Annotated in this window: 23 protein-coding genes; 8 read left to right on the top strand and 15 right to left on the bottom strand. The window is 60.9% G+C overall.

What is annotated here, in order from left to right:
* The first annotated feature begins 10 nt into the window (after nucleotides 1-10).
* The 5 genes from hutG (at nucleotide 11) to mdoH (ending at nucleotide 7,149) form a co-directional block, all read left to right on the top strand.
* The gene (gene hutG / locus QMX86_RS15930) at nucleotides 11-814 is read left to right on the top strand and encodes an N-formylglutamate deformylase (protein ID WP_282384168.1); all 804 of its coding nucleotides are present in this window, start codon (nucleotides 11-13) and stop codon (nucleotides 812-814) included.
* Between the two features lie 279 nt (nucleotides 815-1,093).
* Nucleotides 1,094-2,065, top strand: a complete 972-nt coding sequence (gene pip, locus QMX86_RS15925) for a prolyl aminopeptidase (protein ID WP_073471584.1) — start codon at nucleotides 1,094-1,096, stop codon at nucleotides 2,063-2,065.
* Nucleotides 2,062-2,499, top strand: a complete 438-nt coding sequence (gene dtd, locus QMX86_RS15920) for a D-aminoacyl-tRNA deacylase (protein ID WP_282384166.1) — start codon at nucleotides 2,062-2,064, stop codon at nucleotides 2,497-2,499. The genes pip and dtd overlap by 4 nt, the downstream gene beginning before the upstream one ends.
* A 305-nt stretch (nucleotides 2,500-2,804) precedes the next feature.
* Nucleotides 2,805-4,586 (top strand): glucan biosynthesis protein G, encoded by a 1,782-nt coding sequence (locus tag QMX86_RS15915; RefSeq protein WP_162098724.1) that lies wholly within the window; start codon nucleotides 2,805-2,807, stop codon nucleotides 4,584-4,586.
* Entirely contained in the window at nucleotides 4,579-7,149 is a 2,571-nt protein-coding gene (gene mdoH, locus QMX86_RS15910) for a glucans biosynthesis glucosyltransferase MdoH (RefSeq protein ID WP_073471586.1), read from the top strand. Before QMX86_RS15915 ends, mdoH begins: the two co-directional genes overlap by 8 nt.
* Nucleotides 7,150-7,402: 253 nt before the next feature.
* On the opposite strand, the gene QMX86_RS15905 is transcribed toward mdoH, so the two are convergent.
* The 10 genes from QMX86_RS15905 to ubiE form a co-directional block, all read right to left on the bottom strand.
* Entirely contained in the window at nucleotides 7,403-9,319 is a 1,917-nt protein-coding gene (locus tag QMX86_RS15905; protein ID WP_282384164.1) for a methyl-accepting chemotaxis protein, read from the bottom strand.
* A gap of 95 nt (nucleotides 9,320-9,414) precedes the next feature.
* Nucleotides 9,415-10,122: a 16S rRNA (uracil(1498)-N(3))-methyltransferase gene (locus QMX86_RS15900; protein WP_071174134.1), complete on the bottom strand. Its 708-nt coding sequence runs from the start codon at nucleotides 10,120-10,122 to the stop codon at nucleotides 9,415-9,417.
* Nucleotides 10,119-10,910: a twin-arginine translocase subunit TatC gene (gene tatC / locus QMX86_RS15895; RefSeq protein WP_016772075.1), complete on the bottom strand. Its 792-nt coding sequence runs from the start codon at nucleotides 10,908-10,910 to the stop codon at nucleotides 10,119-10,121. Before tatC ends, QMX86_RS15900 begins: the two co-directional genes overlap by 4 nt.
* Nucleotides 10,907-11,365 carry a Sec-independent protein translocase protein TatB gene (gene tatB / locus QMX86_RS15890; RefSeq protein ID WP_110644829.1) on the bottom strand — a complete coding sequence of 153 codons (459 nt, stop codon included), beginning with the start codon at nucleotides 11,363-11,365 and terminating at the stop codon, nucleotides 10,907-10,909. The genes tatC and tatB overlap by 4 nt, the downstream gene beginning before the upstream one ends.
* A gap of 10 nt (nucleotides 11,366-11,375) precedes the next feature.
* Nucleotides 11,376-11,657, bottom strand: coding sequence for a twin-arginine translocase TatA/TatE family subunit (locus QMX86_RS15885; RefSeq protein WP_282384158.1), 282 nt, complete (start codon nucleotides 11,655-11,657; stop codon nucleotides 11,376-11,378).
* A gap of 25 nt (nucleotides 11,658-11,682) precedes the next feature.
* Complete coding sequence (locus QMX86_RS15880; protein WP_003220849.1) at nucleotides 11,683-12,015, bottom strand: phosphoribosyl-ATP diphosphatase; 333 nt, start codon at nucleotides 12,013-12,015, stop codon at nucleotides 11,683-11,685.
* Nucleotides 12,008-12,409, bottom strand: a complete 402-nt coding sequence (gene hisI, locus QMX86_RS15875) for a phosphoribosyl-AMP cyclohydrolase (protein WP_122751637.1) — start codon at nucleotides 12,407-12,409, stop codon at nucleotides 12,008-12,010. The genes QMX86_RS15880 and hisI overlap by 8 nt, the downstream gene beginning before the upstream one ends.
* A gap of 120 nt (nucleotides 12,410-12,529) precedes the next feature.
* Nucleotides 12,530-14,134 carry a ubiquinone biosynthesis regulatory protein kinase UbiB gene (gene ubiB / locus QMX86_RS15870; protein ID WP_122751638.1) on the bottom strand — a complete coding sequence of 535 codons (1,605 nt, stop codon included), beginning with the start codon at nucleotides 14,132-14,134 and terminating at the stop codon, nucleotides 12,530-12,532.
* Nucleotides 14,131-14,754, bottom strand: a complete 624-nt coding sequence (locus QMX86_RS15865) for an SCP2 domain-containing protein (RefSeq protein WP_071174136.1) — start codon at nucleotides 14,752-14,754, stop codon at nucleotides 14,131-14,133. The genes ubiB and QMX86_RS15865 overlap by 4 nt, the downstream gene beginning before the upstream one ends.
* A complete protein-coding gene (gene ubiE, locus QMX86_RS15860; RefSeq protein WP_016772069.1) occupies nucleotides 14,754-15,524 on the bottom strand; it encodes a bifunctional demethylmenaquinone methyltransferase/2-methoxy-6-polyprenyl-1,4-benzoquinol methylase UbiE in 771 nt (256 codons plus the stop codon). Before ubiE ends, QMX86_RS15865 begins: the two co-directional genes overlap by 1 nt.
* 154 nt (nucleotides 15,525-15,678) lie before the next feature.
* Here ubiE and QMX86_RS15855 point away from each other — a divergent pair, with 154 nt between their 5' ends.
* The 3 genes from QMX86_RS15855 to QMX86_RS15845 all read left to right on the top strand — a co-directional run bounded on the left by QMX86_RS15855 (nucleotide 15,679) and on the right by QMX86_RS15845 (nucleotide 17,462).
* Nucleotides 15,679-15,954, top strand: coding sequence for a polyhydroxyalkanoic acid system family protein (locus tag QMX86_RS15855; RefSeq protein ID WP_016772068.1), 276 nt, complete (start codon nucleotides 15,679-15,681; stop codon nucleotides 15,952-15,954).
* Nucleotides 15,955-16,123: 169 nt separating this feature from the next.
* Nucleotides 16,124-16,546 (top strand): phasin family protein, encoded by a 423-nt coding sequence (locus QMX86_RS15850; RefSeq protein WP_016772067.1) that lies wholly within the window; start codon nucleotides 16,124-16,126, stop codon nucleotides 16,544-16,546.
* 10 nt (nucleotides 16,547-16,556) lie between these two features.
* Nucleotides 16,557-17,462 carry a phasin family protein gene (locus QMX86_RS15845; protein ID WP_122751639.1) on the top strand — a complete coding sequence of 302 codons (906 nt, stop codon included), beginning with the start codon at nucleotides 16,557-16,559 and terminating at the stop codon, nucleotides 17,460-17,462.
* 254 nt (nucleotides 17,463-17,716) lie between these two features.
* Here QMX86_RS15845 and QMX86_RS15840 read toward each other — a convergent pair whose 3' ends face one another.
* The 5 genes from QMX86_RS15840 to QMX86_RS15820 form a co-directional block, all read right to left on the bottom strand.
* Nucleotides 17,717-18,337: a TetR/AcrR family transcriptional regulator gene (locus QMX86_RS15840; protein ID WP_024011259.1), complete on the bottom strand. Its 621-nt coding sequence runs from the start codon at nucleotides 18,335-18,337 to the stop codon at nucleotides 17,717-17,719.
* A gap of 30 nt (nucleotides 18,338-18,367) precedes the next feature.
* Nucleotides 18,368-20,050, bottom strand: coding sequence for a class II poly(R)-hydroxyalkanoic acid synthase (gene phaC / locus QMX86_RS15835; RefSeq protein ID WP_122751640.1), 1,683 nt, complete (start codon nucleotides 20,048-20,050; stop codon nucleotides 18,368-18,370).
* A gap of 140 nt (nucleotides 20,051-20,190) precedes the next feature.
* A complete protein-coding gene (phaZ, locus tag QMX86_RS15830; protein ID WP_076565220.1) occupies nucleotides 20,191-21,045 on the bottom strand; it encodes a poly(3-hydroxyalkanoate) depolymerase in 855 nt (284 codons plus the stop codon).
* Nucleotides 21,046-21,260: 215 nt separating this feature from the next.
* Nucleotides 21,261-22,940, bottom strand: coding sequence for a class II poly(R)-hydroxyalkanoic acid synthase (gene phaC, locus QMX86_RS15825; RefSeq protein WP_041477559.1), 1,680 nt, complete (start codon nucleotides 22,938-22,940; stop codon nucleotides 21,261-21,263).
* Nucleotides 22,941-23,197: 257 nt separating this feature from the next.
* Nucleotides 23,198-23,575, bottom strand: a complete 378-nt coding sequence (locus QMX86_RS15820) for a DUF971 domain-containing protein (protein WP_073471595.1) — start codon at nucleotides 23,573-23,575, stop codon at nucleotides 23,198-23,200.
* Nucleotides 23,576-23,677 lie beyond the last annotated feature (102 nt).

The following is a 23,677-nucleotide window of genomic DNA, read 5'->3' as shown; positions in this document are numbered from 1 at the left end:
GAGAACGGTTGTGGACAAGGTACTGAATTTCAAACAAGGCCGCGTGCCGCTGCTGATCAGCATGCCCCACGCTGGCGTGCGTCTGACCCCGGCTGTCGAAGCCGGGTTGATCCCCGCCGCGAAGAGTTTGCCGGACACCGACTGGCATATCCCGCAGCTCTACGATTTTGCCGAGGAACTGGGCGCGAGTACCCTGGCGGCTGACTATTCGCGTTTCGTCATTGACCTCAACCGGCCGTCCGACGACAAGCCGTTGTATGCCGGGGCGACCACCGGGTTGTATCCGGCGACGTTGTTCGACGGCATTCCGTTGTTTCAGCAAGGTCTGGAACCGTCGAAAGAGGAGCGCGCGACTTACCTGGAGCAGATCTGGACGCCGTATCACCGCACCTTGCAGCAAGAGCTGGCGCGATTGAAAGCCGAATTCGGCTACGCGCTGTTGTTCGATGCGCACTCGATCCGCTCGATCATCCCGCACCTGTTCGACGGCAAACTGCCGGACTTCAACCTCGGCACCTTCAATGGCGCCAGCTGTGATCCGCAATTGGCCAGTCAACTGGAAGCGATCTGCGCGCAGCACGAGCAGTTCACCCATGTGCTCAACGGTCGCTTCAAGGGCGGACACATCACCCGCCAGTACGGCGACCCGGCGCAGAACATCCATGCCGTGCAGCTGGAACTGTGCCAGTCCACCTACATGGAAGAGTTCGAACCGTTCCGCTACCGCGCCGACCTCGCCGAACCGACGCGGGTGGTGCTCAGGGAATTGCTGCAGGGCTATCTGGTCTGGGCAAAATCTCACTACAGCGCCTAACCGCTGTGGGAGCGAGCCTGCTCGCGAAGGCGTCCGTTCAGCCGACAACCAGGCCGAATGACACACCGCGTTTTGATCGTTCCCACGCTCTGCGTGGGAATGCAGCCCGTGACGCTCCGCGTCACTGGACGCGGAGCGTCCCAAGAGGCGTTCCCACGCAGAGCGTGGGAACGATCAGGCCCCGGAGCATGCTCATTGACGCAAATCGGGTTTATGATGCCCAACGGCAGAATAATACGAGTCCCCCCAGGGATGACCTCGACCCTTACGGAGCGCGCAATGCAGACTTTGTTTCCGCAGATCAAACCCCACGCCCGGCACGATCTGGCTGTCGATGACACCCATACGCTGTACGTCGATGAAAGCGGCTCGCCGGAAGGATTGCCGGTCGTATTCATCCACGGTGGCCCCGGCGCCGGCTGTGACGCCCAGAGCCGGCGCTATTTCGATCCGAATCTGTATCGCATTGTCACCTTCGACCAGCGCGGCTGCGGTCGCTCCACCCCGCACGCCAGCCTGGAAAACAACACCACCTGGGATCTGGTCGAGGACCTGGAGCGCATCCGCAAACACCTGGGCATTGAAAAATGGGTGTTGTTCGGCGGCTCCTGGGGTTCGACCCTGGCGCTGGCCTACGCGCAAACCCACCCGGAGCGGGTCCATGGTCTGATTCTGCGCGGGATTTTCCTGTGCCGTCCGCAGGAAATCGAATGGTTCTATCAGGCCGGCGCCAGCCGTCTGTTCCCCGATTACTGGCAGGACTACATCGCGCCGATCCCGCTGGACGAGCGCGACGACCTGCTCAACGCTTTCCACAAACGCCTGACCGGCAACGATCAGATCGCCCAGATGCATGCGGCGAAGGCGTGGTCGACCTGGGAAGGGCGCACCGCGACCCTGCGCCCGAATCCGCTGGTGGTCGATCGTTTCTCCGAGCCGCAACGCGCGCTGTCGATTGCGCGGATCGAATGCCACTACTTCACCAACAACGCCTTCCTTGAGCCGAACCAGCTGATCCGCGACATGGGCAAGATCGCTCATCTGCCCGGCGTGATCATTCACGGTCGCTATGACGTGATCTGCCCGCTCGACAACGCCTGGGAATTGCACCAGGCCTGGCCGAACAGCGAATTGCAGGTGATCCGCGACGCCGGCCACGCCGCGTCCGAGCCGGGCATCACCGATGCGCTGGTGCGCGCCGCGAGCAAAATGGCCCAGCGCCTGCTCGACCTGCCACTCGAAGAAGCATGAAGGCGCTGTTGCAACGCGTACGCGGCGCGCGGGTAGAGGTCGCCGGCGAGGTAGTCGGCGCGGTCGATCAGGGTTTGCTGGTGCTGGTGGCGGTAGAACCCGACGACACGCGTACCAGCGCCCACAAACTTCTGCATAAGCTGCTTAACTATCGGGTATTCAGTGACGCCGAGGGCAAGATGAATCTGTCCCTGGCGGATGTGGGTGGCGGGTTGCTGCTGGTCTCTCAGTTCACTCTCGCCGCCGACACCAAAAGCGGCCTGCGTCCGAGCTTTTCCACGGCCGCACCGCCGGCGCTGGGTGAAGAATTGTTCGGCTATTTATTGAGTCAGGCGAAACAGGTGCATGGCACTGTGGCATCAGGTAGATTCGGCGCCGATATGCAGGTGCACCTGGTCAACGATGGCCCGGTAACCTTCCTGTTACAGACCTGACAGTGCCTGAAACATCTTTTTCGGCAATTTCGACTGTTTTTAGGCTGTTTTCGCGATAAATACTTTGTTACCCCTGATGCGTTGTCATCCGGGCTACTAGATAATCGCGCGCTGCGGGGATCGACATTCGTTGATCCGTTTTGACTTAGGTAGAGACTTGTCTGGATCCGATTGGGGAATCATTTTGCCCCGGCGGAGTCGGAACAATGCTCGCCAACCTGGCATAAAGATAGCTGGCCGTTGGTTTATTGATCTGTTTTCGGCGAGGGTTGCTCGTGATTGTTAGTCCCTGTAATGCAGCAAAAATGTCTGCCAAACGCATGCGAAGTGCTCTGGTAGCGGGTTCGGCGCTCCTGTGCCTGCTCAGCGCCGGTCAGCTTTGGGCGTTCAATCTTGACGACGTATCGGCCAAGGCCAAAGAGCTGGCCGGGCAGAAGTTCGAAGCCCCGCGCAGCAACCTGCCGAACGAATTCCGCGAAATGAAGTTCGCGGACTATCAGAAGATCCGCTTCCTCACCGAAAAGGCTGAGTGGGCCGATCAGAAGACGCCGTTCAAGCTCTCCTTCTATCACCAGGGTATGCACTTCGATACACCGGTGAAAATCAACGAAATCACCACCAATACCGTCTCGGAGATCAAATACGATCCGAGCCGCTTCGATTTCGGCGATCTGAAATTCGATCCGAAAGCCACCGAACAACTGGGCTATGCCGGTTTCCGTGTGCTGTACCCGATCAACAAGGCCGACAAGCAAGACGAGATCATGACCATGCTCGGCGCGAGTTACTTCCGCGTCGTTGGCAAGGGCCACACCTACGGTCTGTCGGCCCGTGGTCTGGCGATCGATACCGCGCTGCCGTCGGGTGAAGAGTTCCCGCGTTTCCGCGAGTTCTGGATTCAGCAGCCCAAGCCAGGCGACAAGCACCTGGTGATCTTTGCTCTGCTCGACTCACCGCGTGCCACCGGTGCCTACCGTCTGATCCTGCGTCCGGGCAGCGACACCATCGTCGACGTCAAGGCGCAGATGTTCCTGCGTGACAAGGTCGGCAAACTGGGCATCGCGCCGCTGACCAGCATGTTCCTGTTCGGCGCCAACCAGCCGTCGAAAGTCCTCAACTACCGTCGTGAACTGCACGACTCCAGCGGTCTGTCGATCCATGCCGGCAACGGCGAGTGGATCTGGCGTCCACTGAACAACCCGAAACACCTGGCCGTGAGCAACTTCAGCGTCGAGAACCCGCGTGGTTTCGGTCTGTTGCAGCGTGGCCGTGATTTCAGCCACTACGAAGACCTCGACGACCGCTACGACAAGCGCCCAAGCGCCTGGATCGAGCCGAAGGGCGAGTGGGGCAAGGGTACTGTCGATCTGGTAGAGATTCCGACCGCTGACGAAACCAACGACAACATCGTTGCGTTCTGGAGCCCGGAAAAAATGCCGGAGCCAGGCCAGCCGCTGGACTTCGCCTACCGCATGCACTGGACCATGGACGAAGCAGCACTCCATGCGCCGGACAGCGCCTGGGTGGCACAGACCCTGCGTTCGACCGGTGACGTCAAGCAATCGAACCTGATCCGTCAGCCCGATGGCAGCGTGGCCTATCTGGTCGACTTCGAAGGTCCATCGCTGGCGGCCCTGACGCCGGATGCCGACGTGCGCAGTCAGGTCAGCGTCGGTGACAACGCCGAACTGGTCGAGAACAGCGTGCGCTACAACCCGGAAACCAAGGGCTGGCGTTTGACCCTGCGGATGAAGATCAAGGATCCGAGCAAAGCGACCGAGATGCGCGCCGCCCTGGTTCAGCCGGTAGTCACCGCAGATCTGGGCAAATCGGTGCCGGCGTCCAATTCGTCGGTTGCCAAGGCTGACAAGGTTGCCGCCAAGCAACAGGAAAAACTCGACAAGGAAGCCAAGGCCGCCGAAGCCAAACAGGCTGAAGCCAAGCCTGCAGCCGACGCCAAGGACAAGGCCAACAAAGACGCCAAGCAGCCAGTCGCTGCCGACGCGGCCCCAGCCACACCGGAATCGGCGCCGACTGAAGAAGTCCTGACCGAGACCTGGAGCTATCAGTTGCCTGCCGATGAGTAATTCACCAGTACAGCCAGAGACTCTGTCCGAGTATCTGGCGCATCTGCCGATGACCGACGAGCAACGCGCGGAACTCGCGGGTTGCCAGTCGTTCAGCGAGCTGCATGAACGCCTGTCGTCCTCGACATTCGACGCCCCTGCCGAAGCCGCCCAGGCTTCGGTGGGCAAGCGTCTGACCCTGAGCACTGCCGAAGAACTGGCTGAAGCGGAAATGCTGGTGCTCGACGCCAGTGGTCGGGTCAGCCTCAAGGCGACCCCGCCGATCCGCCGCACCAAGGTCGTGCCGGAGCCATGGCGCACCAATATCCTGGTGCGTGGCTGGCGCCGTCTGACCGGGCGCACCAACCCGCCGCAGCCGCCGAAGGACGCCAATGTCCTGCCGGCCGCGCGCTGGCGCACCGTCGGTTCGATCCGCCGCTACATTCTGTTGCTGCTGATGCTCGGCCAGACCATCGTTGCCGGTTGGTACATGAAAGGCATCATGCCGTACCAGGGCTGGTCGTTCGTCGATCTGGAAGAAGTCCTGCATCAGCCGCTGCTGCAAACCGCCACGCAAGTGCTGCCGTATGCGCTGCAAACCAGCATCCTGATTCTGTTCGGGATTCTGTTCTGCTGGGTCTCGGCCGGTTTCTGGACCGCACTGATGGGCTTCCTTGAGTTGCTCACTGGCCACGATAAATACCGTATCTCCGGGAAAAGCGCTGGTAACGAGCCGATTCCAAAAGATGCGCGTACTGCGCTGGTGATGCCGATCTGCAACGAAGACGTGCCGCGTGTATTCGCCGGTCTGCGTGCGACGTTCGAATCAGTCGCGGCCACCGGTGATCTGGATCGCTTCGACTTTTTCGTCCTCAGCGACAGTAACGACACCGATATCTGCGTCGCCGAGCAACAGGCCTGGCTGGATGTCTGCCGCGAGGCCAAGGGCTTCGGCAAGATCTTCTATCGCCGTCGTCGCCGTCGTGTGAAACGCAAGAGCGGCAACCTCGACGACTTCTGCCGTCGTTGGGGCGGTGACTACAAGTACATGGTCGTGCTCGACGCCGACTCGGTGATGAGCGGCGAGTGCCTGACCAGTCTGGTGCGCCTGATGGAAGCCACGCCGGACGCCGGGATCATCCAGACCGCGCCACGTGCGTCGGGCATGGACACCCTGTATGCGCGGATGCAGCAGTTTGCGACCCGCGTGTACGGCCCGCTGTTTACCGCCGGTCTGCACTTCTGGCAGTTGGGTGAATCCCACTACTGGGGTCACAACGCGATCATCCGCATGAAGCCGTTTATCGACCACTGCGCTTTGGCGCCGTTGCCGGGCAAGGGCGCGTTCTCCGGTGCGATCCTGTCCCACGACTTCGTCGAAGCTGCGCTGATGCGCCGTGCCGGCTGGGGCGTGTGGATTGCCTACGACCTGCCGGGCAGTTACGAAGAGTTGCCGCCGAACCTGCTCGACGAGCTCAAGCGTGACCGGCGCTGGTGCCACGGCAACCTGATGAACTTCCGCCTGTTCCTGGTCAAGGGCATGCACCCGGTGCACCGCGCGGTGTTCCTCACCGGCGTGATGTCTTACCTGTCGGCGCCGTTGTGGTTCTTCTTCCTGGTGTTGTCGACCGCGCTGCTGGCGGTGAACACGCTGATGGAGCCGCAGTACTTCCTCGAACCGCGCCAGCTCTATCCGCTGTGGCCACAATGGCACCCGGACAAGGCCATCGCGCTGTTCTCGACGACCATCGTGCTGCTGTTCCTGCCGAAGCTGTTGAGCATCATCCTGATCTGGGCCAAGGGCGCGAAGGAGTTCGGCGGCAAGTTCAAGGTGACCCTGTCGATGCTGCTGGAGATGCTGTTTTCCATGCTGCTGGCGCCGGTGCGGATGATTTTCCACACCCGCTTCGTCCTCGCCGCGTTCCTCGGCTGGGCCGCGACCTGGAACTCGCCGCAGCGTGACGACGACTCGACGCCGTGGAGCGAAGCGGTCAAGCGTCACGGTCCGCAGACGTTGCTGGGCTTCTTGTGGGCGCTGTTGGTGATCTGGCTGAACCCGAGCTTCCTCTGGTGGCTGGTGCCGATCGTCGGTTCGCTGATGCTGTCGATCCCGGTATCGGTGATCTCCAGCCGTGTCGGCCTGGGCCTGAAGACCCGTGACGAGAGCCTGTTCCTCATCCCTGAGGAATACAATCCGCCACAGGCCTTGCTGGCAACCGATCAGTACACCCACGAGAACCGCTATCACGCCCTCAACGACGGCTTCGTCCGCGCCGTGGTCGATCCTCAGCAGAACGCCCTGGCGTGCTCGCTGGCGACCTCGCGTCACGGCCAGGCCGAGCCGATCGAGTGGCTGCGTCAGGAACGTGTGCGTCACGCGATCAAGGTCGGCCCGGCCGGGCTGAACAACCATGATCGCCTGCAACTGCTTAGCGACCCTGTCGCACTGGCACGCCTGCACGAGCAGGTCTGGGCCGAAGGTCACGCTGAGTGGCTGGACGCCTGGCGCGCTTCGGTGAAAGCCGATCCGCACGCGCCGTTGCTGCCGCTGCGACCGGTGAGCCTGCAGGCTCAGCCGGCCTGATAAGAGAACCCCGCTGATTCAGCGGGGTTTTTTTATGTCCGTTGTTGAGCTGCGAACAAACACCGATCAAACCTAAAACCAGTGCAAAACATCCGTCGCCGAATTGGCGCGCCCGTTACCTACGACGCGCATACCGCGCCGCTGCCTTCGCGAGCAGGCTCGCTCCCACAGGGAAACGCATTCCAAGGTGGCAGCGAGCCTGCTCGCGAATGGCATCACCTCGGTTACAGGCGAACCGGGGTTTTGCATCAACTCAGACTTTGAAGCGGCCCACCAGCATCTGCAGATGCGTGCCCAGTCGCGCCAGTTCAACGCTGGATGCGGCAGTCTCCTCGCTCGCCGCCGAGGTCTGATCCGACACATCGCGCACGTTCAGCACGCTGCGGTTGATCTCTTCGGCCACGGCGCTCTGCTGCTCGGCAGCGGCGGCGATCTGCTGGTTCATTGCCTGGATCGCCGACACAGTGCGGGTGATGCTTTCGAGCGAGCCGCCGGCGCGCCGGGTCAGTTCGACGCTGCTGTCGGTGAGGCTGCGGCTGTTGTCCATGATCGTCGCCACTTGTTGAGTGCCGTTTTGCAGACCGACGATCAGCTCTTCGATCTCTTCGGTGGACTTCTGCGTGCGCTGGGCGAGGCTGCGCACTTCGTCGGCAACCACGGCGAAACCACGTCCGGCTTCACCGGCGCGGGCCGCTTCGATGGCGGCGTTGAGGGCCAGCAGGTTGGTTTGCTGGGCCACCGACTTGATCACATCGAGGACGCTGCCGATCTTGTCGCTTTCACGCTTGAGCTCGCCCATGGCTTCGGTGGAGTGGCCGACCTCGACCGCCAGACGTTCGATCTGCGCGATGGCTTCGCCGACGACCTTGTCACCTTCGCGGGCCTGTTGATCAGCGGCGACAGCTGCCTCGGAAGCTTCTTCAGCGTTGCGTGCGACTTCCTGCACGGTGGCGGCCATTTCGTTCATGGCGGTGGCGACCTGATCGGTCTCGATCTTCTGATTATTGACCCCGGCGCTGGTCTGCTCAGTCACCGCCGAAAGCTCTTCAGCGGCGCTGGCGATCTGCGTGACGCCGTCGCTGATACCGCCGATCAACTCGCGCAGGCCCTGGGTCATGCTTTGCATCGAGCGCTGCAATTGACCGAGTTCATCGCGACGCAGGGAAACCAGGTTGTGGGTCAGGTCGCCGGCGGCCACGCGCTCGGCGACTTTCAGGGTCTGGGTCAGCGGAATGATGATTTGTCGAGTGATCGCCCAAGCCGCAATCAGACCGAAGGCCAGTGCCAGCGCAGTGGCGACCAGCAGCATGTTCTTGGCATGGGCAGCATCGGTGTCGCGCACCACGGTTTGCGATTCAGTGAGCTTCTTGCTGGCCGCGATCAGGATGTCGCCCTGAGCCGACATGTTGGCCAGTGCGGCGGTGTTCTTGACCTGTGAATCACGGAACTGAGCGACGGCGGCGCGATAGGCCTTGAGCGAGTCGGTGGCCTGCTGCAGGTTGGCGATGTGCTGCTCTGGCACTCGGGTCGGCAGGCTTTCGAGGTTTTTAAGGGCGTTGTCGATGGCGGTCAGCGCCGGTTGCTCGGCATCGGCCTTGCCGCTGTAGGTGTAGCCGCGCACCTGATAGCGCGCCTGCTGCAACAGTTTGCTCAGCTCGATCACCGCGTTGTACTGCGCAACGCTGTCACCTTGCAGCAGTGCACTTTCGACTTCACCGACCTCGGCCACGGCATTATCGGCATTGGCGCCAAGCTTGCTCCGCGCATCTTCACGCTGGACGGTGGCCTGGGTCATTGCGCCGAAAGCGCGTTTGTATTCGGCGACCGCAGCAAGCTGTTGATCGACCATCGCCACATCGGATGGCTGCTCGATCATGCCGCGTGCCGATTGCAGACCGCTTTCGAGTTTGCTGAGCAATTCATTGACCGCGCCCGGACCCTGTTCACCACGACGCATGTCGTAGTCCATGCGCGCCAGGCGCAGGTCTTTGGTCAGCTCATTGAGGCTGGAAATGAAGCCGAGCTTGTCGCCACGGCTGATGATGCCGCTCATGCCGGTCCAGCCGGTGAACGTGATCAACAGCGTCAGCAACAGCACCAGGCCGAAACCGATGCCCAGCTTGCGTTTGACGCTGACGTTTCCAAGACTCTCGGCTAACCAACGGTACATGCGACCACTCCCTTCGGACCACTTAATTGGACTTATAGGGGCTGTATCGGCTGGGTGATGGCAATCTGTAACGCCTTTTGTCCGACGCGGTTGCGTCAGAACAGGCGTGCGAGCAGGGCGGTGACGGCGGTTTCGACGCGCAGGATGCGCTCGCCCAGTTGCACCGGTTGCAGGCCGGATTTGGCCAGCAGATCGATTTCGTAAGGAATCCAGCCACCCTCGGGGCCGATGGCCAGGGTCACCGGTTCGCTCAGGGCGCGCGGGCAGGGCGGGAAGTTGCCGGGGTGGCCGACCAGGCCTAGTGTGCCCTCGGCGATCGCCGGCAGGCGATCTTCAACAAAAGGCTTGAAGCGCTTTTCGATGACGATCTCCGGCAACACCGTATCGCGAGCCTGTTCGAGCCCGAGGATCAACTGCTCACGAATCGCTTCCGGCTCCAGAAATGGCGTCTGCCAGAAGCTTTTTTCGACGCGATAGCTGTTGACCAGAATCACCTTGGCCACGCCCATCGTCGCGACGGTCTGGAACACGCGGCGGAGCATTTTCGGCCGGGGCAGGGCCAGCACCAGGGTCAGCGGCAGCTTGGCCGGCGGTGGCTGATCGAGGCTGATGCGCAGCTCCGCTTCGCCCGCTTCGAGGCGCAGCAACTCGGCCGAACCCATCAACCCGTTGATGCGCCCGACGCGCAGGCTGTCGCCCACTTCCGAGCGATGCACTTCCTGCATGTGGGTCAGGCGCCGGTCGCGCAGGATCACGCGGTCGGCCGCAATGAAGTCGGCCTCTTCGAGCAGCAGCAGGTTCATGCCTGGGTCGCTGGCGGCTGGTCGTTGTGGTCGTCGGCCGGCGTTTCGTCCGGGCGTTCGCGCTTGCTGACCAGCGCGCCGAAGAGAATGCCGATCTCGAACAGCATCCACATCGGCACAGCCAGCAGGGTCTGCGAGAAGATGTCCGGCGGGGTCAGGATCATGCCGACCACGAAGCAGCCGATGATCACGTACGGGCGGATCTTCTTCAGGTATTTGACGTCGACCACGCCGATCCACACCAGCAGGACCACGGCCACCGGGATTTCGAACGCCACGCCGAAGGCGAAGAACAGCGTCATGACGAAATCGAGGTAGCTGGCGATGTCGGTCATCATCTCCACGCCGGCCGGGGTGGCAGCGGCGAAGAATTTGAAGATCAATGGGAAGACGAAGTAATAGGCGAACGCCATGCCGATGTAGAACAGCAGGATGCTGGAGATCAGCAGCGGCACCGCGACGCGTTTTTCATGCTTGTACAGGCCTGGCGCAATAAAGCCCCAGATCTGATGCAGGATCACTGGAATCGCAAGAAACAGCGAAACCATCATCGTCAGTTTCAGCGGCGTCAGGAACGGCGACGACACGTCGGTGGCGATCATCGTCGCGCCGACCGGCAGGTACTGGCGCAGCGGCGTCGAGACGAAGGTGTAGATCTGCTGGGTAAACGCAAACAGCCCGGCAAAGATAATGAAGATCGCCGCCACGCAACGCAGCAGGCGGGTGCGCAACTCGGTGAGGTGCGAAACCAGCGGCATGTGCTGGTCGTTTTCGGGGAGATCGCTCATGGGGCTCGCGGCGGCAGTGTAGGGTCTTGAGGCGCTGGTGTAGTCGGCGCGGCGGAGGGCGCTACGTGTTCAACCGATGTGTCTGTAGTAACCGGCGCCGGTCCTGGCGGTGTTACAACAGGTGCAGGTGCAGGTGCAGGTGCAGTGGGAGCGGCAGCGCTGTGAATCGTCGGCTCAGCGGGCGGCTGCGCCGGCGTCGGCTCCTGCTGGTTCGGATTGAAAATCTTCCGCGCCTCTTGCTCCAGCGACAGAATATGTTCGTTGTGCAGTTGCCGACGGATCTCGTCGGCACCGATTTCACGTTCAACTTCCTGTTTGATCGCGTTGAAGCTGCGCTTCAGGCGGCCGACCCACAGACCGGCGGTGCGCGCCGCGCCCGGCAGACGCTCGGGGCCGAGCACCAGCAGGGCGACGAGGCCGACGAGCAGCAGTTCAGAGAAGCTGATACCAAACATTAGTCAGTGCTCACACGTCTTTGCGGATCGGCTCTTCGACTTTCTGCGCCTGCACGTCGATGGTGCGCGGCGGGTTGGCCTGAGCGGTGGTTTGCGGCTGCACCGGTGGCACTGGCTGGGCCGGCGGGGTCACGTTCGGTTCGGCCGGTTTTTCGTCGTCGTTCATGGCTTTGCGAAAGCCCTTGATCGATTCGCCAACGTCGGTGCCGAGGTTTTTCAGTTTCTTGGTACCGAATACCAGCACCACGACAATCAGAATGACGACCCAGTGTTTCCAGTCAAAAATGCCCATGTGGCGATTCCTCTCTAAAAGTTGTTCAGGCGGACGGACGCGAGGCTTTCTCGACATGTCCGGACAGGCCGAAGCGACGGTCCAGTTCATCCAGCACGGCCTGCGGATGCTGCCCCAGTTGGGCGAGCATGACCATGCTGTGGAACCACAGGTCGGCGGTCTCGTAAATCACATCACTGCAATCGCCGCTGATCGCGGCATCCTTGGCGGCAATAATGGTTTCGACCGACTCTTCGCCGACTTTCTCCAGAATCTTGTTCAGCCCCTTGTGATACAGGCTGGCGACATACGAGCTGTCGGCGGCTGCGCCTTTGCGCTCTTCAAGTACCTGAGCGAGGCGGGTCAGGGTGTCACTCATGTGTGTGTCCTGCGGAATAGATAGCGTGCGGGTCTTTCAGTACCGGGTCGACCGTTTTCCAGTCGCCGTTTTCGAAGACCCGGTAAAAGCAGCTTTGACGGCCGGTGTGGCAGGCGATGTCGCCGATCTGTTCAACCATCAGGATGATCACGTCGGCATCACAGTCCAGGCGCATCTCATGCAGTGTCTGCACATGACCGGACTCTTCGCCCTTGCGCCACAGCTTGCCACGGGAACGTGACCAGTAGATTGCACGATTTTCCGCAGCGGTCAGTACCAGCGCTTCGCGGTTCATCCAGGCCATCATCAATACGCGCCCGGTCTTGTGATCCTGGGCAATCGCCGGCACCAGGCCGTCAGCATCCCACTTGATCTCGTCCAGCCAGTTTTTCATCGTCAAATCTCGAAAAGCAGCAGCAAGCGATGAGCTTCGAGCTGCAAGTAAACGCACGTTGCGGCGTGCCTGTAGCGTCAAGCTTGAAGCTGGCAGCTTATAACTTGCAGCTGATTCGTGCTATCGGCGAACGACCAGATACAAACCGACCGCCACCATGATTCCGGCGGGCCAGTGCGACCAATCGGTCAACGGACCACCCGCTGCGAGGATCGCGCCGCCGGCCAGATGCGCGCAGCCGAGCAGGCGCAGGAACCAGTCGTCCTTGCGTTTGCGCCACGGCGGCGGTGGGTCTTTGGCGTGGGGTTGCGACATGCGTTCGAGCAGATCGCGGGCCATGTTCGACAGGTGCGGAATCTGCTCCAGCTGGCTCTGCACGTTGCCCAGCAAGGCTTTCGGGCTGACGCGTTCGCGCATCCAGCGCTCGAGAAACGGCTGCGCGGTGTTCCACAGATCCAGATCCGGGTACAGCTGACGACCGAGGCCTTCGATGTTCAGCAAGGTCTTCTGCAACAGCACCAATTGCGGCTGCACTTCCATGTTGAAACGGCGAGCGGTCTGGAACAGGCGCATCAGCACCTGGCCAAATGAAATATCTTTTAACGGTTTTTCGAAGATCGGTTCGCACACCGTACGGATCGCCGCTTCGAATTCGTTGAGTTTGGTTTCCGCCGGCACCCACCCCGAATCGATGTGCAACTGCGCCACACGGCGGTAGTCACGCTTGAAGAAGGCGAACAGGTTGCGCGCCAGATAATCCTGGTCTTCCGGGGTCAGGCTGCCGACGATGCCGCAGTCGATCGCGATGTATTGCGGGCTCCACGGATTGACCGTGCTGACGAAAATGTTGCCCGGGTGCATGTCGGCGTGGAAGAAGCTGTCGCGGAACACTTGCGTGAAGAAAATCTCCACGCCGCGCTCGGCGAGCATTTTCATGTCGGTGCGCTGGTCGGCGAGGGTCGCCAGATCGGTGACCTGAATGCCGTAGATGCGCTCCATGACCAGCACTTTCGGCCGGCACCAGTCCCAATAGACTTGCGGTACATAAAGCAGCTGCGAGCCTTCGAAGTTGCGGCGCAACTGGCTGGCGTTGGCCGCCTCGCGCAACAGATCGAGTTCGTCGTAAATAGTCTTTTCGTAATCCTGCACCACATCGACAGGGTGCAGCAGGCGCGCGTCAGCAGAGAATTTTTCCGCCGCGCGGGCGAGGATGAACAGCCATGCCAGATCCTGCGCGATGATCGGTTTCAGGCCCGGGCGAATCACCTTGACCACGACTTCTTCGCCGCTTTTGAGCTGCGCCGCGTGCACCTGCGCCACCGAGGCCGAGGCCAGCGGGGCAACGTCGAAACGGCTGAACACTTCGCTGATTTTCTTGCCCAGCTGTTCTTCGATCAGCTTGATCGACACTTGCGAATCGAACGGCGGCACGCGGTCCTGCAGCAGCATCAGCTCATCGGCGATGTCTTCGGGCAACAGGTCGCGGCGGGTCGAAAGAATCTGCCCGAACTTGATGAAGATCGGCCCCAGATCCTGCAACGCCAGACGCAAGCGCGCACCACGGTTGAGTTCCAGCGGCTTGCGCGGCAGCCAGCGCCACGGCAGCAAAAAGCGCACGGCCAGAAGGAACCAGGGCAGTGGCAGATCGAACAGCAGGTCATCGAGGCGGTAGCGGATCACGACGCGCTGGATGCGCAACAGACGGCGGACGGCAAGCAGCTTCATGCGTTATCGCTTGGGTCGAGGGATCGGGAAAGGCGCTCGAAACGCGCCTCGAGTCGTTCCAGATCAAGTTTGATCCGGTCCAGTTCGCTGAATCGCGCTTCCGCTTCGCGCTGCCCGACGAGGGTGCGCGATTCTTCGGCGAGGTATTCGGCAAGATTCTGGTTGAGGCTGGCAAATCCTTGTTGATACCAGCGCGCGCGGCTGCGCAGGTGACCACCGAGCAATTGCGTGGCGACCGGACCGAGCCAGCGCGAGAGTTCGTACTCCCAGTCCAGCTCAAGATCCTGCAGTACGCCGGCCAGCTCCAGCAGCACGCCGCTGTCGCCATCGAGCTCGACTTCGGGTGCGTGCAGCACCGCGGTCTTGTCTTTGCTCAGGGCCAGTTTCACCAGGCTTGAAGCCGGAGCACGCAACGTGCAATCGACATCCGCTGCCCACTGCGCAGCGAGCATCAGGCCTTCGTCGCTGGGCAGTATGAACAGTTGCAGCGCCGGGCTGCGGCAGTCGACGGCAATCACTTTGCCGGTCAGATGCGCCAAGCGCGGCAGCGCCGTGCTGTCGAGACGCAGCACCCGGTTGAGGCCGAGTTCGACGCTGGCGAGCAGCCCGGTGAGCAACATCAGGGTTTGATGCCGCGGTGCAGGGCGACGATGCCTGCGGTCATGTTGTGATAGGTCACGCGGTCGAAACCGGCCTCGACCATCATCGACTTCAGGGTTTCCTGATTCGGGTGCATGCGGATCGATTCGGCCAGGTAGCGATAGCTTTCCGAATCGTTGGTGATCAGCTTGCCCATCAGCGGCATGAAGGCGAACGAGTAGGCATCGTAGGCTTTCGACATCAGTGCGTTGGTCGGCTTGGAAAACTCCAGCACCAGCAGGCGTCCGCCGGGCTTGAGTACGCGCAGCATCGAACGCAACGCGTCTTCTTTGTGCGTTACGTTGCGCAGGCCGAAGGCGATGGTCACGCAGTCGAAATGGTTGTCCGGGAACGGCAGTTTTTCCGCGTCGGCCTGGACGAATTCGACGTTGCCGGCAACGCCCAGATCGAGCAGACGATCACGGCCGACCTTGAGCATCGACTCGTTGATGTCGGCCAGCACGACCTGGCCGGTCGGGCCGACGAGGTTCGAGAACTTGCGGGTCAGGTCGCCGGTGCCACCAGCGATGTCGAGCACGCGGTTGCCACTGCGCACGCCGGAAAGCTCGATCGCGAATCGCTTCCACAGACGGTGCATGCCGCCCGACAGAAGGTCGTTCATCAGGTCGTATTTAGCGGCTACGGAATGGAAAACCTCAGCGACTTTTTCCGCTTTCTGGCTTTCCGGAACGTTTTTGAAGCCGAAGTGAGTGGTGGGTTCGGCATCGCTGCCTTTGCGCTGATCAGTCATATCGCTGTCACCAAAAGAGAATGCGCGACATTCTAATCCTCAAGCCATGCTTTGTCTTGGAATGGCTAAAGGTAAGATGGGCAACCTTCGGGACGATTTGCCGCAGATGCGGTCAAGATTCAACGTCAGCCATTCAATCATCAGGAGTCATTCCATGGCCAAAATCAGTGTTGAGCGCGCCCACACTCTGGGCAAGGACGCCGCCCGCGAAAAGGCCGACAAACTGGCCAAAAAGCTCAATGAACAATACGGCCTGGAGCCGCAATGGTCGGGCGACACCCTGAACCTCAAACGCTCGGGCGTGAAAGGTGAAGTGCATGTGGCGGACGATTCGATCAGGGTCGACGTCGAACTGGGCCTGATGATGTCGGCCATGAGCGGCATGATCAAAGCCGAGATCGAGAAAGCCCTCGACAAAGCCCTGGCCTGATTTCCAGATTGAAATCCAATCCCCTGTGGGAGCGAGCAGGCTCGCTCCCACATTTGTTTAGAGTTGCTCCCGCTGGTTAGGGTGCCCTTTCTAATTTTTCTCCCTACTTTGTGCCTGAGCCCGACACTCGTCCGGCAGTTCCTCAAACCTTCTGCGCGTGAGGTGCACCATGGCCAAAGTCATTTTGAAGAAAAAAATCGACGCTCCGACTTCCACTCTGAGCGACGTAAAATCCTATGCCCGCAAGATCTGGCTGGCAGGCCTGGGCGCCTACACCAAGGTCGGCCAGGAGGGCAGCGAGTACTTTCAAGAACTCGTCGCCGCCGGGCAAACCGTTGAAAAGAAAGGCAAAAAAGCCGTCAGCGAAAAACTCCTCGCGGCCAACGCCGAGATCGATGACGCGGCCACTCAGGTCAGCTCGTTCAAGGGTCGCGTTGAGGTTCAGCTCGACAAGGTCGAGAAGGCCTTCGACAACCGTGTGGCCAGCGCCTTGAATCGGATCGGCATTCCGTCTAAACATGACGTTGAGGCACTCTCTGCTAAGCTCGATGAGCTGACGGCATTGCTCGAACGCGTCGCGCGAAAATCTTAAGGAGAACGGGATGGCTGGCAAAAAGAACACCGATAAAGAAAGCAGCTCGTGGGTCGGGAAGGTCGAGTCCTACTCCCGCAAAATCTGGCTGGCTGGTTTAGGCGTGTACTCGAAGATCGACACTGACGGCAGCAAACTCTTCGATGCATTGGTCAAAGACGGTGAGAAAGCCGAGAAGCTCACCAAGACTGCCGTCGGCAAGAAAGTCGAGGACTCGACCTCTTCGGCCAAGTCGCGCATCAGCGGCGTGAAAGACCGCGCCATGGGCAAGTGGGACGAGCTGGAAGGCGCTTTCGACAAGCGCCTGAACAGCGCGATTTCGCGCCTGGGTGTGCCGAGCCGCAATGAGGTGAAGGCGCTCAACGCCAAGGTCGACACGCTGACCAAACAGATCGAAAAACTCACCGGTCTGAAAGCTCAGCCTGTGGCGGCGAAAACCGCTGCGGCGAAACCTGCCACTAAAACTGCAGCGGCCAAACCTGCGGCGAAAACCGCGGCCAAGCCACTGACCAAAGCAGCGGCAAAACCTGCAGCGAAGGCTGCGGCCAAAACTGCAGCCGCCAAGCCTGCGGCCAAAGCGGCAGCCAAACCGGTTGCCGCCAAGGCCGCTGCCAAACCGGCAACCAAAGCAGCAGCAAAACCTGCGGCTAAAGCTGCAGCGAAACCAGCGGCCAAGCCAGCAGCGAAGACCGCTGCCGCCAAACCCGCTGCGAAGCCTGCGGCCAAACCGGCTGCGGCGAAAAAGCCAGCAGTGAAAAAACCGGCCGCGCCGAAAGCCGCTGCGCCGAAACCGGCCGCCGCGCCGTCGACTACTCCAACAGCTCCGGCCAACGCGGCAAACTCCGCTGCGGCACCTACGGCAGCCGCTACCCCGACTGCAGCATCGACACCGTCGACGCCATCCAGTCAGTCCTGATTTCAGGGCAAATCAAAAACGCCCGGCCTGTGAAGGCCGGGCGTTTTTGTTTGTGCATTCCAAGCGGCCCCTCACCCCAGCCCTCTCCCCAAGGAGAGGGAGCCGACCGAGGTGTCCTGCGTCATACGTCGACCTGAACAAATCGAGTCGATTATCGATTCAAAGAAGCTCGCTCAGGTCGGCGTAGCTCGCGAACATCCCCCAATCAGTCCCCTCTCCCTCCGGGAGAGGGTTAGGGTGAGGGGCTTTTCGGGTCAGTCGTGATCCTCAAGGTATTGCAAGGCCATCCGCTCTGTCGCCACCTTCACTGGCGGCAGCAAATGCGGCGCCACCAGCATCATGATCTGATAAACCACCAACCTGACCTCACCCTCACGATCAAGAATCCGCTGGTAATCCAGCGAGAACAGCAGCGTCATGGTCACCTGCTCGACCAATTGCCCCAAGGCCTGGGTATCGCTGACCAGTTGCCCCGAAGCCTTCAGTCGCGCCAGCAACGACGCCAGCGTGCGCTTCAGCGCATTGAGCAGATTGCGAATCCCCTTGGCCAGCTTCGGCAGGCGCCCGGCGAGGTTCGACAGGTCCTGGAACAGGAACCGGTATTGCGCCAGTCGTTCGACGATCAAATGCAGGAACAGCCAGTAATCCTCCGGTGCAAGCTCCACGTCCGGCGGCGGGTCGAGTAGGGGTGCGAGTTCGTGCTGGAAGCGTTCGAACAGACCGAGAATCAGCGGTTCCTTACCGTGGAAGTGGTAGTAGAGATTGCCCGGGCTGATCCCCATTTCGTTGGCCACCTCCATGGTGGAAACGTTCGGCTCACCCTTTTCGTTGAACAGTTGCAGCGCACATTCGAGAATCCGGTCGCGGGTTTTCATCCAGTCTTCTTAGAAAATTTCGGTTGAGCGTCAGCGCACATGCACATAGGTGCCGGGTGCCGCTTCCATCGGTGGATAGTTCGGGTTACCCAGTGTTGTGCGGGTCTCGTTAAGGGCGCCGGAGCGCTGCGCGACCCATTCCAGCCACTGCGGCCACCAGCTGCCGTCGACGTGTCTGGCATCGTAGTACCAGGCGCGCGGGTCACTGCTCAGTTTGGCGTTTTCGACGTAGGCAGCTTTCGGGTTGCTCGGCGGGTTGAGGATGCTCTGCACGTGGCCGCTGTTGGACAGCACGAAACGTCGCTCGCCACCGAGCAGCAGGGTCGAGCGATACACCGCGTCCCATGGCGTGATGTGGTCGTTCATGCCGGCGACGCTGAAGCTGTCGACATTGACCTTCTGCAGATCGATCGGCGTACCGCACACTTCTAGACCGCCGGCGTGGATCAGCGGGTTGTGCTTGAAGAAGTCCAGCAGGTCGCCGTGCAGCGCCGCCGGCAGCCGGGTGTTGTCGTTGTTCCAGTAGAGAATGTCGAAGGCTGGCGGCTCCTTGCCCAGCAGGTAGTTGTTAACGAAATAGCTCCAGATCAAATCGTTGGGGCGCATCCAGGCGAAGACCTTGGCCATGTCGCGTCCATCGAGCACGCCTTTCTGATACGAGCGACGCTTGGCCGCTTCCAGTGTTTGTTCATCGGCAAACAGCGTCGCTGGAGTTTCGATCTGGCTGTCGAGCAGACTGACCAGATAGGTCGCGCTGGCAACCCGGCGCAGTTGCCGTTTGGCCTGCAAGTGCCCTTGCAGGGCGGCGATGGTCAGGCCGCCGGCGCAGGCGCCCATCAGGTTGACTTCGCGGGCGCCGGTAATCGCCCGGCAGATATTCATCGCTTCTTCGACCGCTTCGACGTAACTCGACAAGCCCCACTCGCGATGGCGCACATCAGGATTGCGCCAACTGATCATGAAGGTCTGCAGGCTGTTTTTCAGGGCGTACTGGACGAAGCTGTTCTGCGGGCTCAGATCGAAAATGTAGTACTTGTTGATTTGCGGCGGCACCACCAGCAAGGGCTTGGCGTACTGCTTTTCGCTCATCGATTTGTACTGGATCAACTCGAACATTTCATTGCGAAACACCACAGCCCCAGTGGTAGTCGCTACGGTTTTGCCGACCTCGAACGCCTGCTTGGTCACTTGCCGTGGCAGGCCGTCGTTGTGCAACAGATCATCGAACAGATGGCTCAGGCCACGCACCAGACTCTGCCCGCCGGAATTGAACAGCTCCTTGACCGCCAGCGGATTGAGCAGGGTGTTGGAGGGCGCCACGGCGTCATTGAGCAGGGTGAAAGCGAAGTGCGCACGGGCACGATCTTCAGGGCTCATGTCGCCTTCATCGATCCAGCTCTTGACCTGTTTCTGCCAGGCCAGATACGCCTGCAGGCTGCGCCGGTAGAACGGGTTGAGGCTCCACGCCGGATCGGCGAAGCGGCTGTCTTGCGGATTGGTCGGGTGCAGGGTTTCGCCGAGCAGCACGCGCCCCAACTGCCCGCCAAGCTTCAGCGCATGCTTTGCGCTGTGCAACGGATTGCGCAAGCCGTGGGCGGCGACGCTGCGCAGTGTCGACAGCAGATCCCTGCCACGCAGACCGGCGATCGCACTTTGGGCGTTGATAAACACGGCGGGGCTGGGCACCACGCCCGTCGCTGGTTTTTCGCGCATGACTCAACACTCCTTCGTCTTCAGGGCAAAAACACACTCACCGAACCAGAACACCATAGACGCTGTTACCGGTTGCTGCCTGCGCGGCGTCCTGCCGCGCGCTTGATTTGAAAAGTGCTGCATAAAGCAGGCCGCCGCGATCAGCCGCCGAGTGGGGTCGGATGCGGGTGCATGACTGCGCGCAGACGCTCCTCTTCGAGAAACTTCATGATGATCGGCGCCACCGCTTCGGCGCGGGTAATCAGGAACAGATGGCCGTCATCGATGATGTGCAACTGCGCGTTGGGAATGCGCCAGGCGAGCATGCGCATGTTGATCAGCGGAATCAGTGGGTCGTCATCGCCGGCCAGCACCAGCGTCGGCTGATGGATCTTGTGCAGCCAGTGGATGCTGGTCCAGCCGAGGCCTGCGAACAGCTGCCAGTAGTAACCGAGCTTGCCCGCCGAGCGCACTTTCGCCGCATGGCTGGCCGCCAGCGTCGGATCGCGGCGGAACGAGCCGCCGTAGATCATCGGCGCGATGCGGATCACATGGGATGGCTGAATGTAGCGGCGCGGGCTGGCCATCATCCACAGCACTTTCGGTTTGCCGGGGACCATCACCGCACCGGCCGCGGTCGCCGCCAGCACCAGTTTCTTGCAGCGCTCGGGGTAGTCGTAGGCAAACTGCTGCGCCAGGGCGCCGCCCCACGACACGCCGATCACATTGACCTTGCCGTAGTCGAGATAGTCGAGCATCCGCGCCGTCAGTTTGGCCAGGCCGGGGAAGCGATACGGCCGGTTCGGCGTCGACGAACCGCCGACCCCGGGCACGTCGAAGGCGATCACTTCCAGATCCGGGTCGAGCGCTGCGACAAACGGAAACACCAGCTCCAGGTTGGCGCCGATGCCGTTGAAAATCAGCAGAGGCGTCAAATGAGGCTTGCCGGGACGCACCGCCGTGCGGAGGGTCTGGCCATCCAGATCGACGGTGCGGAATATGAACGGTTGCGGCATGCGTGAGGCCCTGTAGATTTCAAGTCCACCCGTATTCCTGTAGGAGCGGGCCTTGTGGTGAGGGGATTTATCCCCGTTGGGTTGCGAAGCGACCCCGAATCCTGAAACCGCGATTTGTCAGACTGATCGCGGCTAGTCGATTCACGACTGCTTCGCAGCCGAACGGGGATAAATCCCCTCGCCACAAGGCCCTCTCCCACAATGGGTGGTGTCAGTTAACGCTCGTGAACGTAAGTGCCCGGCGAAGCCTCGCCTGCCGGGTACGCTTTGTTGCCCAGTTTCGTCGGGGCCTTTTTCAGGTTGCCCGAGCGCTCGGCCAGCCATGCCTGCCAGTACAGCCACCAGGAATCGGTGTGCTTGGTCGAGTTTTCCTGCCAGTCATCGGCAGTCGCCGCCATCTCTTCGCTGGTCATGTAGCGCGATTTCGGGTTGCCCGGCGGGTTGAGGATGCTCTGGATATGGCCGCTGCTCGACAGCACGAATTCAACTTTGCCGCCGAACAACTGCGCCGACTTGTAGCAGGACTTCCACGGCGTGATGTGATCGTTGGTGCCGGCCAGCGAGAAGATGTCGGCGGTGACCTGCTTGAGGTCGATCGGCGTGCCGCACACTTCCAGTGCATTGGGGCGGATCAGTGGATTGTTTTTGAACATCTCGATCAGGTCGCCGTGGAACGCAGCGGGCAGGCGAGTGGTGTCGTTGTTCCAGAACAGGATGTCGAACACCGGCGGCTCGTTGCCGAGCAGGTAGTTGTTGACCCAGTAGTTCCAGATCAGATCGTTGGGGCGCATCCAGGCGAAGACCTTGGCCATGTCTTTGCCTTCGAGCACGCCGGCCTGGTAGGAGTGGCGCTTGGCGGTCTCCAGGGTCTGCTCATCGACGAACAGGGCGACGTCGCTGTCCAGGGTGGTGTCGAGCACGCTGACCAGGAGGGTGAGGGCGTTGACCTTGTTCTCGCCGAGCGCGGCGTAGTGGCCGAGCAGGGCGGTGCAGGTAATGCCGCCGGAGCAGGCGCCGAGCATGTTGACGTCTTTGCTGCCGGTGATCGCGGTGACTACGTCGACCGCTTCCTTCAACGCTTCGATATACGTCGACAGGCCCCACTCGCGCTGGGCCTTGGTCGGGTTGCGCCAGCTGATGATGAAGGTCGGCACATTGTTGCGCAGGCAGAAGCGCGCCAGGCTCTTGTCCGGGCTCAAGTCGAAAACGTAGAACTTGTTGATCTGCGGCGGCACTACCAGCAGCGGGCGCTCGTGGACCTGCTCGGTGATCGGCCGGTACTGGATCAGCTCCAGTACATCATTGCGAAACACCACCGCGCCTTCGGTGACGCCGAGGCTCTTGCCGACTTCAAACGCGCCCATATTGACCTGGCTCGGCATGCCGCCGTTGTGCACCAGATCCTTGGCTAGATGCGAGAGGCCATCGAGCAGGCTCTTGCCGCCGGTTTCGAAGAAGCGTTTGACCGCCGCCGGATTGGCCGCCGTATTGGTCGGCGCCATGGCTTCGGTCATCAGGTTGATGACGAAATGGCCGCGAGCGATGTCTTTGGGGGACAGGCTGCTGTCATCAATCCAGGCATGCAGTTCCTTGCGCCAGGCCAGGTAGGTTTGCAGATAACGTTTGTATAGCGGGTTCTGGCTCCACGCCGGGTCGGCAAAGCGGCGGTCATCACCGGCCGGTTGCAGCGCGGATTTCCCCAGCAGCACGTTCTTCAGCTCGAGACCGAAATGGGTCACGTGCCTGACGCTGTGAATCGGTTGTCTGATGGCCTGTTTCAGCACCATTCGAGCAGAGGCCAGCAGATCCTTTCCGCGCAGCCCGACGACGGGGTTAAGCCCCAGAGTGTTTTCCGAGGCTTGGTACTTCAGGTCATCGTTATTCTTGTCACTCATCTACGACGCTCCATTGTCCTGAGACGAGTACCCGGTTTCACGCTGTCGCTTCCACAGCCAATGCCGGGTACTACTGCTCGGGTGACCGTTGATTCTGCATAGCTGCTTTACAGTCGTAGAGCACTGCAGGGAACTTGCCAGCTCCATTGGTTACCCGAGTTTAATTTTTTTCGCAAGCGGCCGATCCGGGGCCGTATGCGCGGAGCATTCAAACAGATGAAGTTAGAAAATGCCCTCTAAAGAGCAAGAGCCACGGCCTAGAGCATCAGCTTGACGAACGACTCGTTCGGATCGCGGGATTTTCCGGCAGCGCGCAGCTCGGCAAGATAATCGCCCCAGAGTTCGTTCTGGCGCTTGCCGAGTTCGTAGAGGTATTCCCAGGTGAACAGGCCGCTGTCGTGACCGTCGTCGAAGGTCAGTTTCAGTGCATAGTTGCCAGCCGGTTCCAGCTTGCTCAGACCCACGTTGAGCTTGCCGAATTGCAGGATCGGTTTGCCGTGGCCCTGGACCTCGGCGGAGGGAGAGTGCACGCGCAGAAACTCGGCGGGCAGAGTGTATTCCTCGCCGGACGCGTAAGTGAGCGTCAGGGTTTTCGAGGCTTTGTGCAGTTTGATGTCGGTGGGAATATTAGTCATTGCAGGTCATCCGACTGTGATGAGCCCTGTAGGAGCTGCCGAAGGCTGCGATCTTTTGATTTTGCTTTTCAGGATCAAGATCAAAAGATCGCAGCCTTCGGC

Origin of the sequence: Pseudomonas sp. PS01270, assembly GCF_029959775.1 — a bacterium.
In the GTDB taxonomy this organism is placed as follows: Bacteria; Pseudomonadota; Gammaproteobacteria; order Pseudomonadales; family Pseudomonadaceae; genus Aquipseudomonas; species Aquipseudomonas atacamensis.
The sequence above is the reverse complement of the archived record's forward strand: the minus strand, read 5'-3'. Positions and strand labels throughout refer to the sequence as shown.

What these genes read in the sequence shown, in the direction of transcription:
- pip (WP_073471584.1), top strand. Translation starts at nt 1,094, where the DNA reads ATGCAGACTTTGTTTCCGCAGATCAAACCCCACGCCCGGCACGATCTG.
- dtd (WP_282384166.1), top strand. Translation starts at nt 2,062, where the DNA reads ATGAAGGCGCTGTTGCAACGCGTACGCGGCGCGCGGGTAGAGGTCGCC.
- QMX86_RS15915 (WP_162098724.1), top strand. Translation starts at nt 2,805, where the DNA reads ATGTCTGCCAAACGCATGCGAAGTGCTCTGGTAGCGGGTTCGGCGCTC.
- mdoH (WP_073471586.1), top strand. Translation starts at nt 4,579, where the DNA reads ATGAGTAATTCACCAGTACAGCCAGAGACTCTGTCCGAGTATCTGGCG.
- QMX86_RS15905 (WP_282384164.1), bottom strand. Translation starts at nt 9,319, where the DNA reads ATGTACCGTTGGTTAGCCGAGAGTCTTGGAAACGTCAGCGTCAAACGC.
- QMX86_RS15900 (WP_071174134.1), bottom strand. Translation starts at nt 10,122, where the DNA reads ATGAACCTGCTGCTGCTCGAAGAGGCCGACTTCATTGCGGCCGACCGC.
- tatC (WP_016772075.1), bottom strand. Translation starts at nt 10,910, where the DNA reads ATGAGCGATCTCCCCGAAAACGACCAGCACATGCCGCTGGTTTCGCAC.
- tatB (WP_110644829.1), bottom strand. Translation starts at nt 11,365, where the DNA reads ATGTTTGGTATCAGCTTCTCTGAACTGCTGCTCGTCGGCCTCGTCGCC.
- QMX86_RS15885 (WP_282384158.1), bottom strand. Translation starts at nt 11,657, where the DNA reads ATGGGCATTTTTGACTGGAAACACTGGGTCGTCATTCTGATTGTCGTG.
- QMX86_RS15880 (WP_003220849.1), bottom strand. Translation starts at nt 12,015, where the DNA reads ATGAGTGACACCCTGACCCGCCTCGCTCAGGTACTTGAAGAGCGCAAA.
- hisI (WP_122751637.1), bottom strand. Translation starts at nt 12,409, where the DNA reads ATGAAAAACTGGCTGGACGAGATCAAGTGGGATGCTGACGGCCTGGTG.
- ubiB (WP_122751638.1), bottom strand. Translation starts at nt 14,134, where the DNA reads ATGAAGCTGCTTGCCGTCCGCCGTCTGTTGCGCATCCAGCGCGTCGTG.
- QMX86_RS15865 (WP_071174136.1), bottom strand. Translation starts at nt 14,754, where the DNA reads ATGTTGCTCACCGGGCTGCTCGCCAGCGTCGAACTCGGCCTCAACCGG.
- ubiE (WP_016772069.1), bottom strand. Translation starts at nt 15,524, where the DNA reads ATGACTGATCAGCGCAAAGGCAGCGATGCCGAACCCACCACTCACTTC.
- QMX86_RS15855 (WP_016772068.1), top strand. Translation starts at nt 15,679, where the DNA reads ATGGCCAAAATCAGTGTTGAGCGCGCCCACACTCTGGGCAAGGACGCC.
- QMX86_RS15850 (WP_016772067.1), top strand. Translation starts at nt 16,124, where the DNA reads ATGGCCAAAGTCATTTTGAAGAAAAAAATCGACGCTCCGACTTCCACT.
- QMX86_RS15845 (WP_122751639.1), top strand. Translation starts at nt 16,557, where the DNA reads ATGGCTGGCAAAAAGAACACCGATAAAGAAAGCAGCTCGTGGGTCGGG.
- QMX86_RS15840 (WP_024011259.1), bottom strand. Translation starts at nt 18,337, where the DNA reads ATGAAAACCCGCGACCGGATTCTCGAATGTGCGCTGCAACTGTTCAAC.
- phaC (WP_122751640.1), bottom strand. Translation starts at nt 20,050, where the DNA reads ATGCGCGAAAAACCAGCGACGGGCGTGGTGCCCAGCCCCGCCGTGTTT.
- phaZ (WP_076565220.1), bottom strand. Translation starts at nt 21,045, where the DNA reads ATGCCGCAACCGTTCATATTCCGCACCGTCGATCTGGATGGCCAGACC.
- phaC (WP_041477559.1), bottom strand. Translation starts at nt 22,940, where the DNA reads ATGAGTGACAAGAATAACGATGACCTGAAGTACCAAGCCTCGGAAAAC.
- QMX86_RS15820 (WP_073471595.1), bottom strand. Translation starts at nt 23,575, where the DNA reads ATGACTAATATTCCCACCGACATCAAACTGCACAAAGCCTCGAAAACC.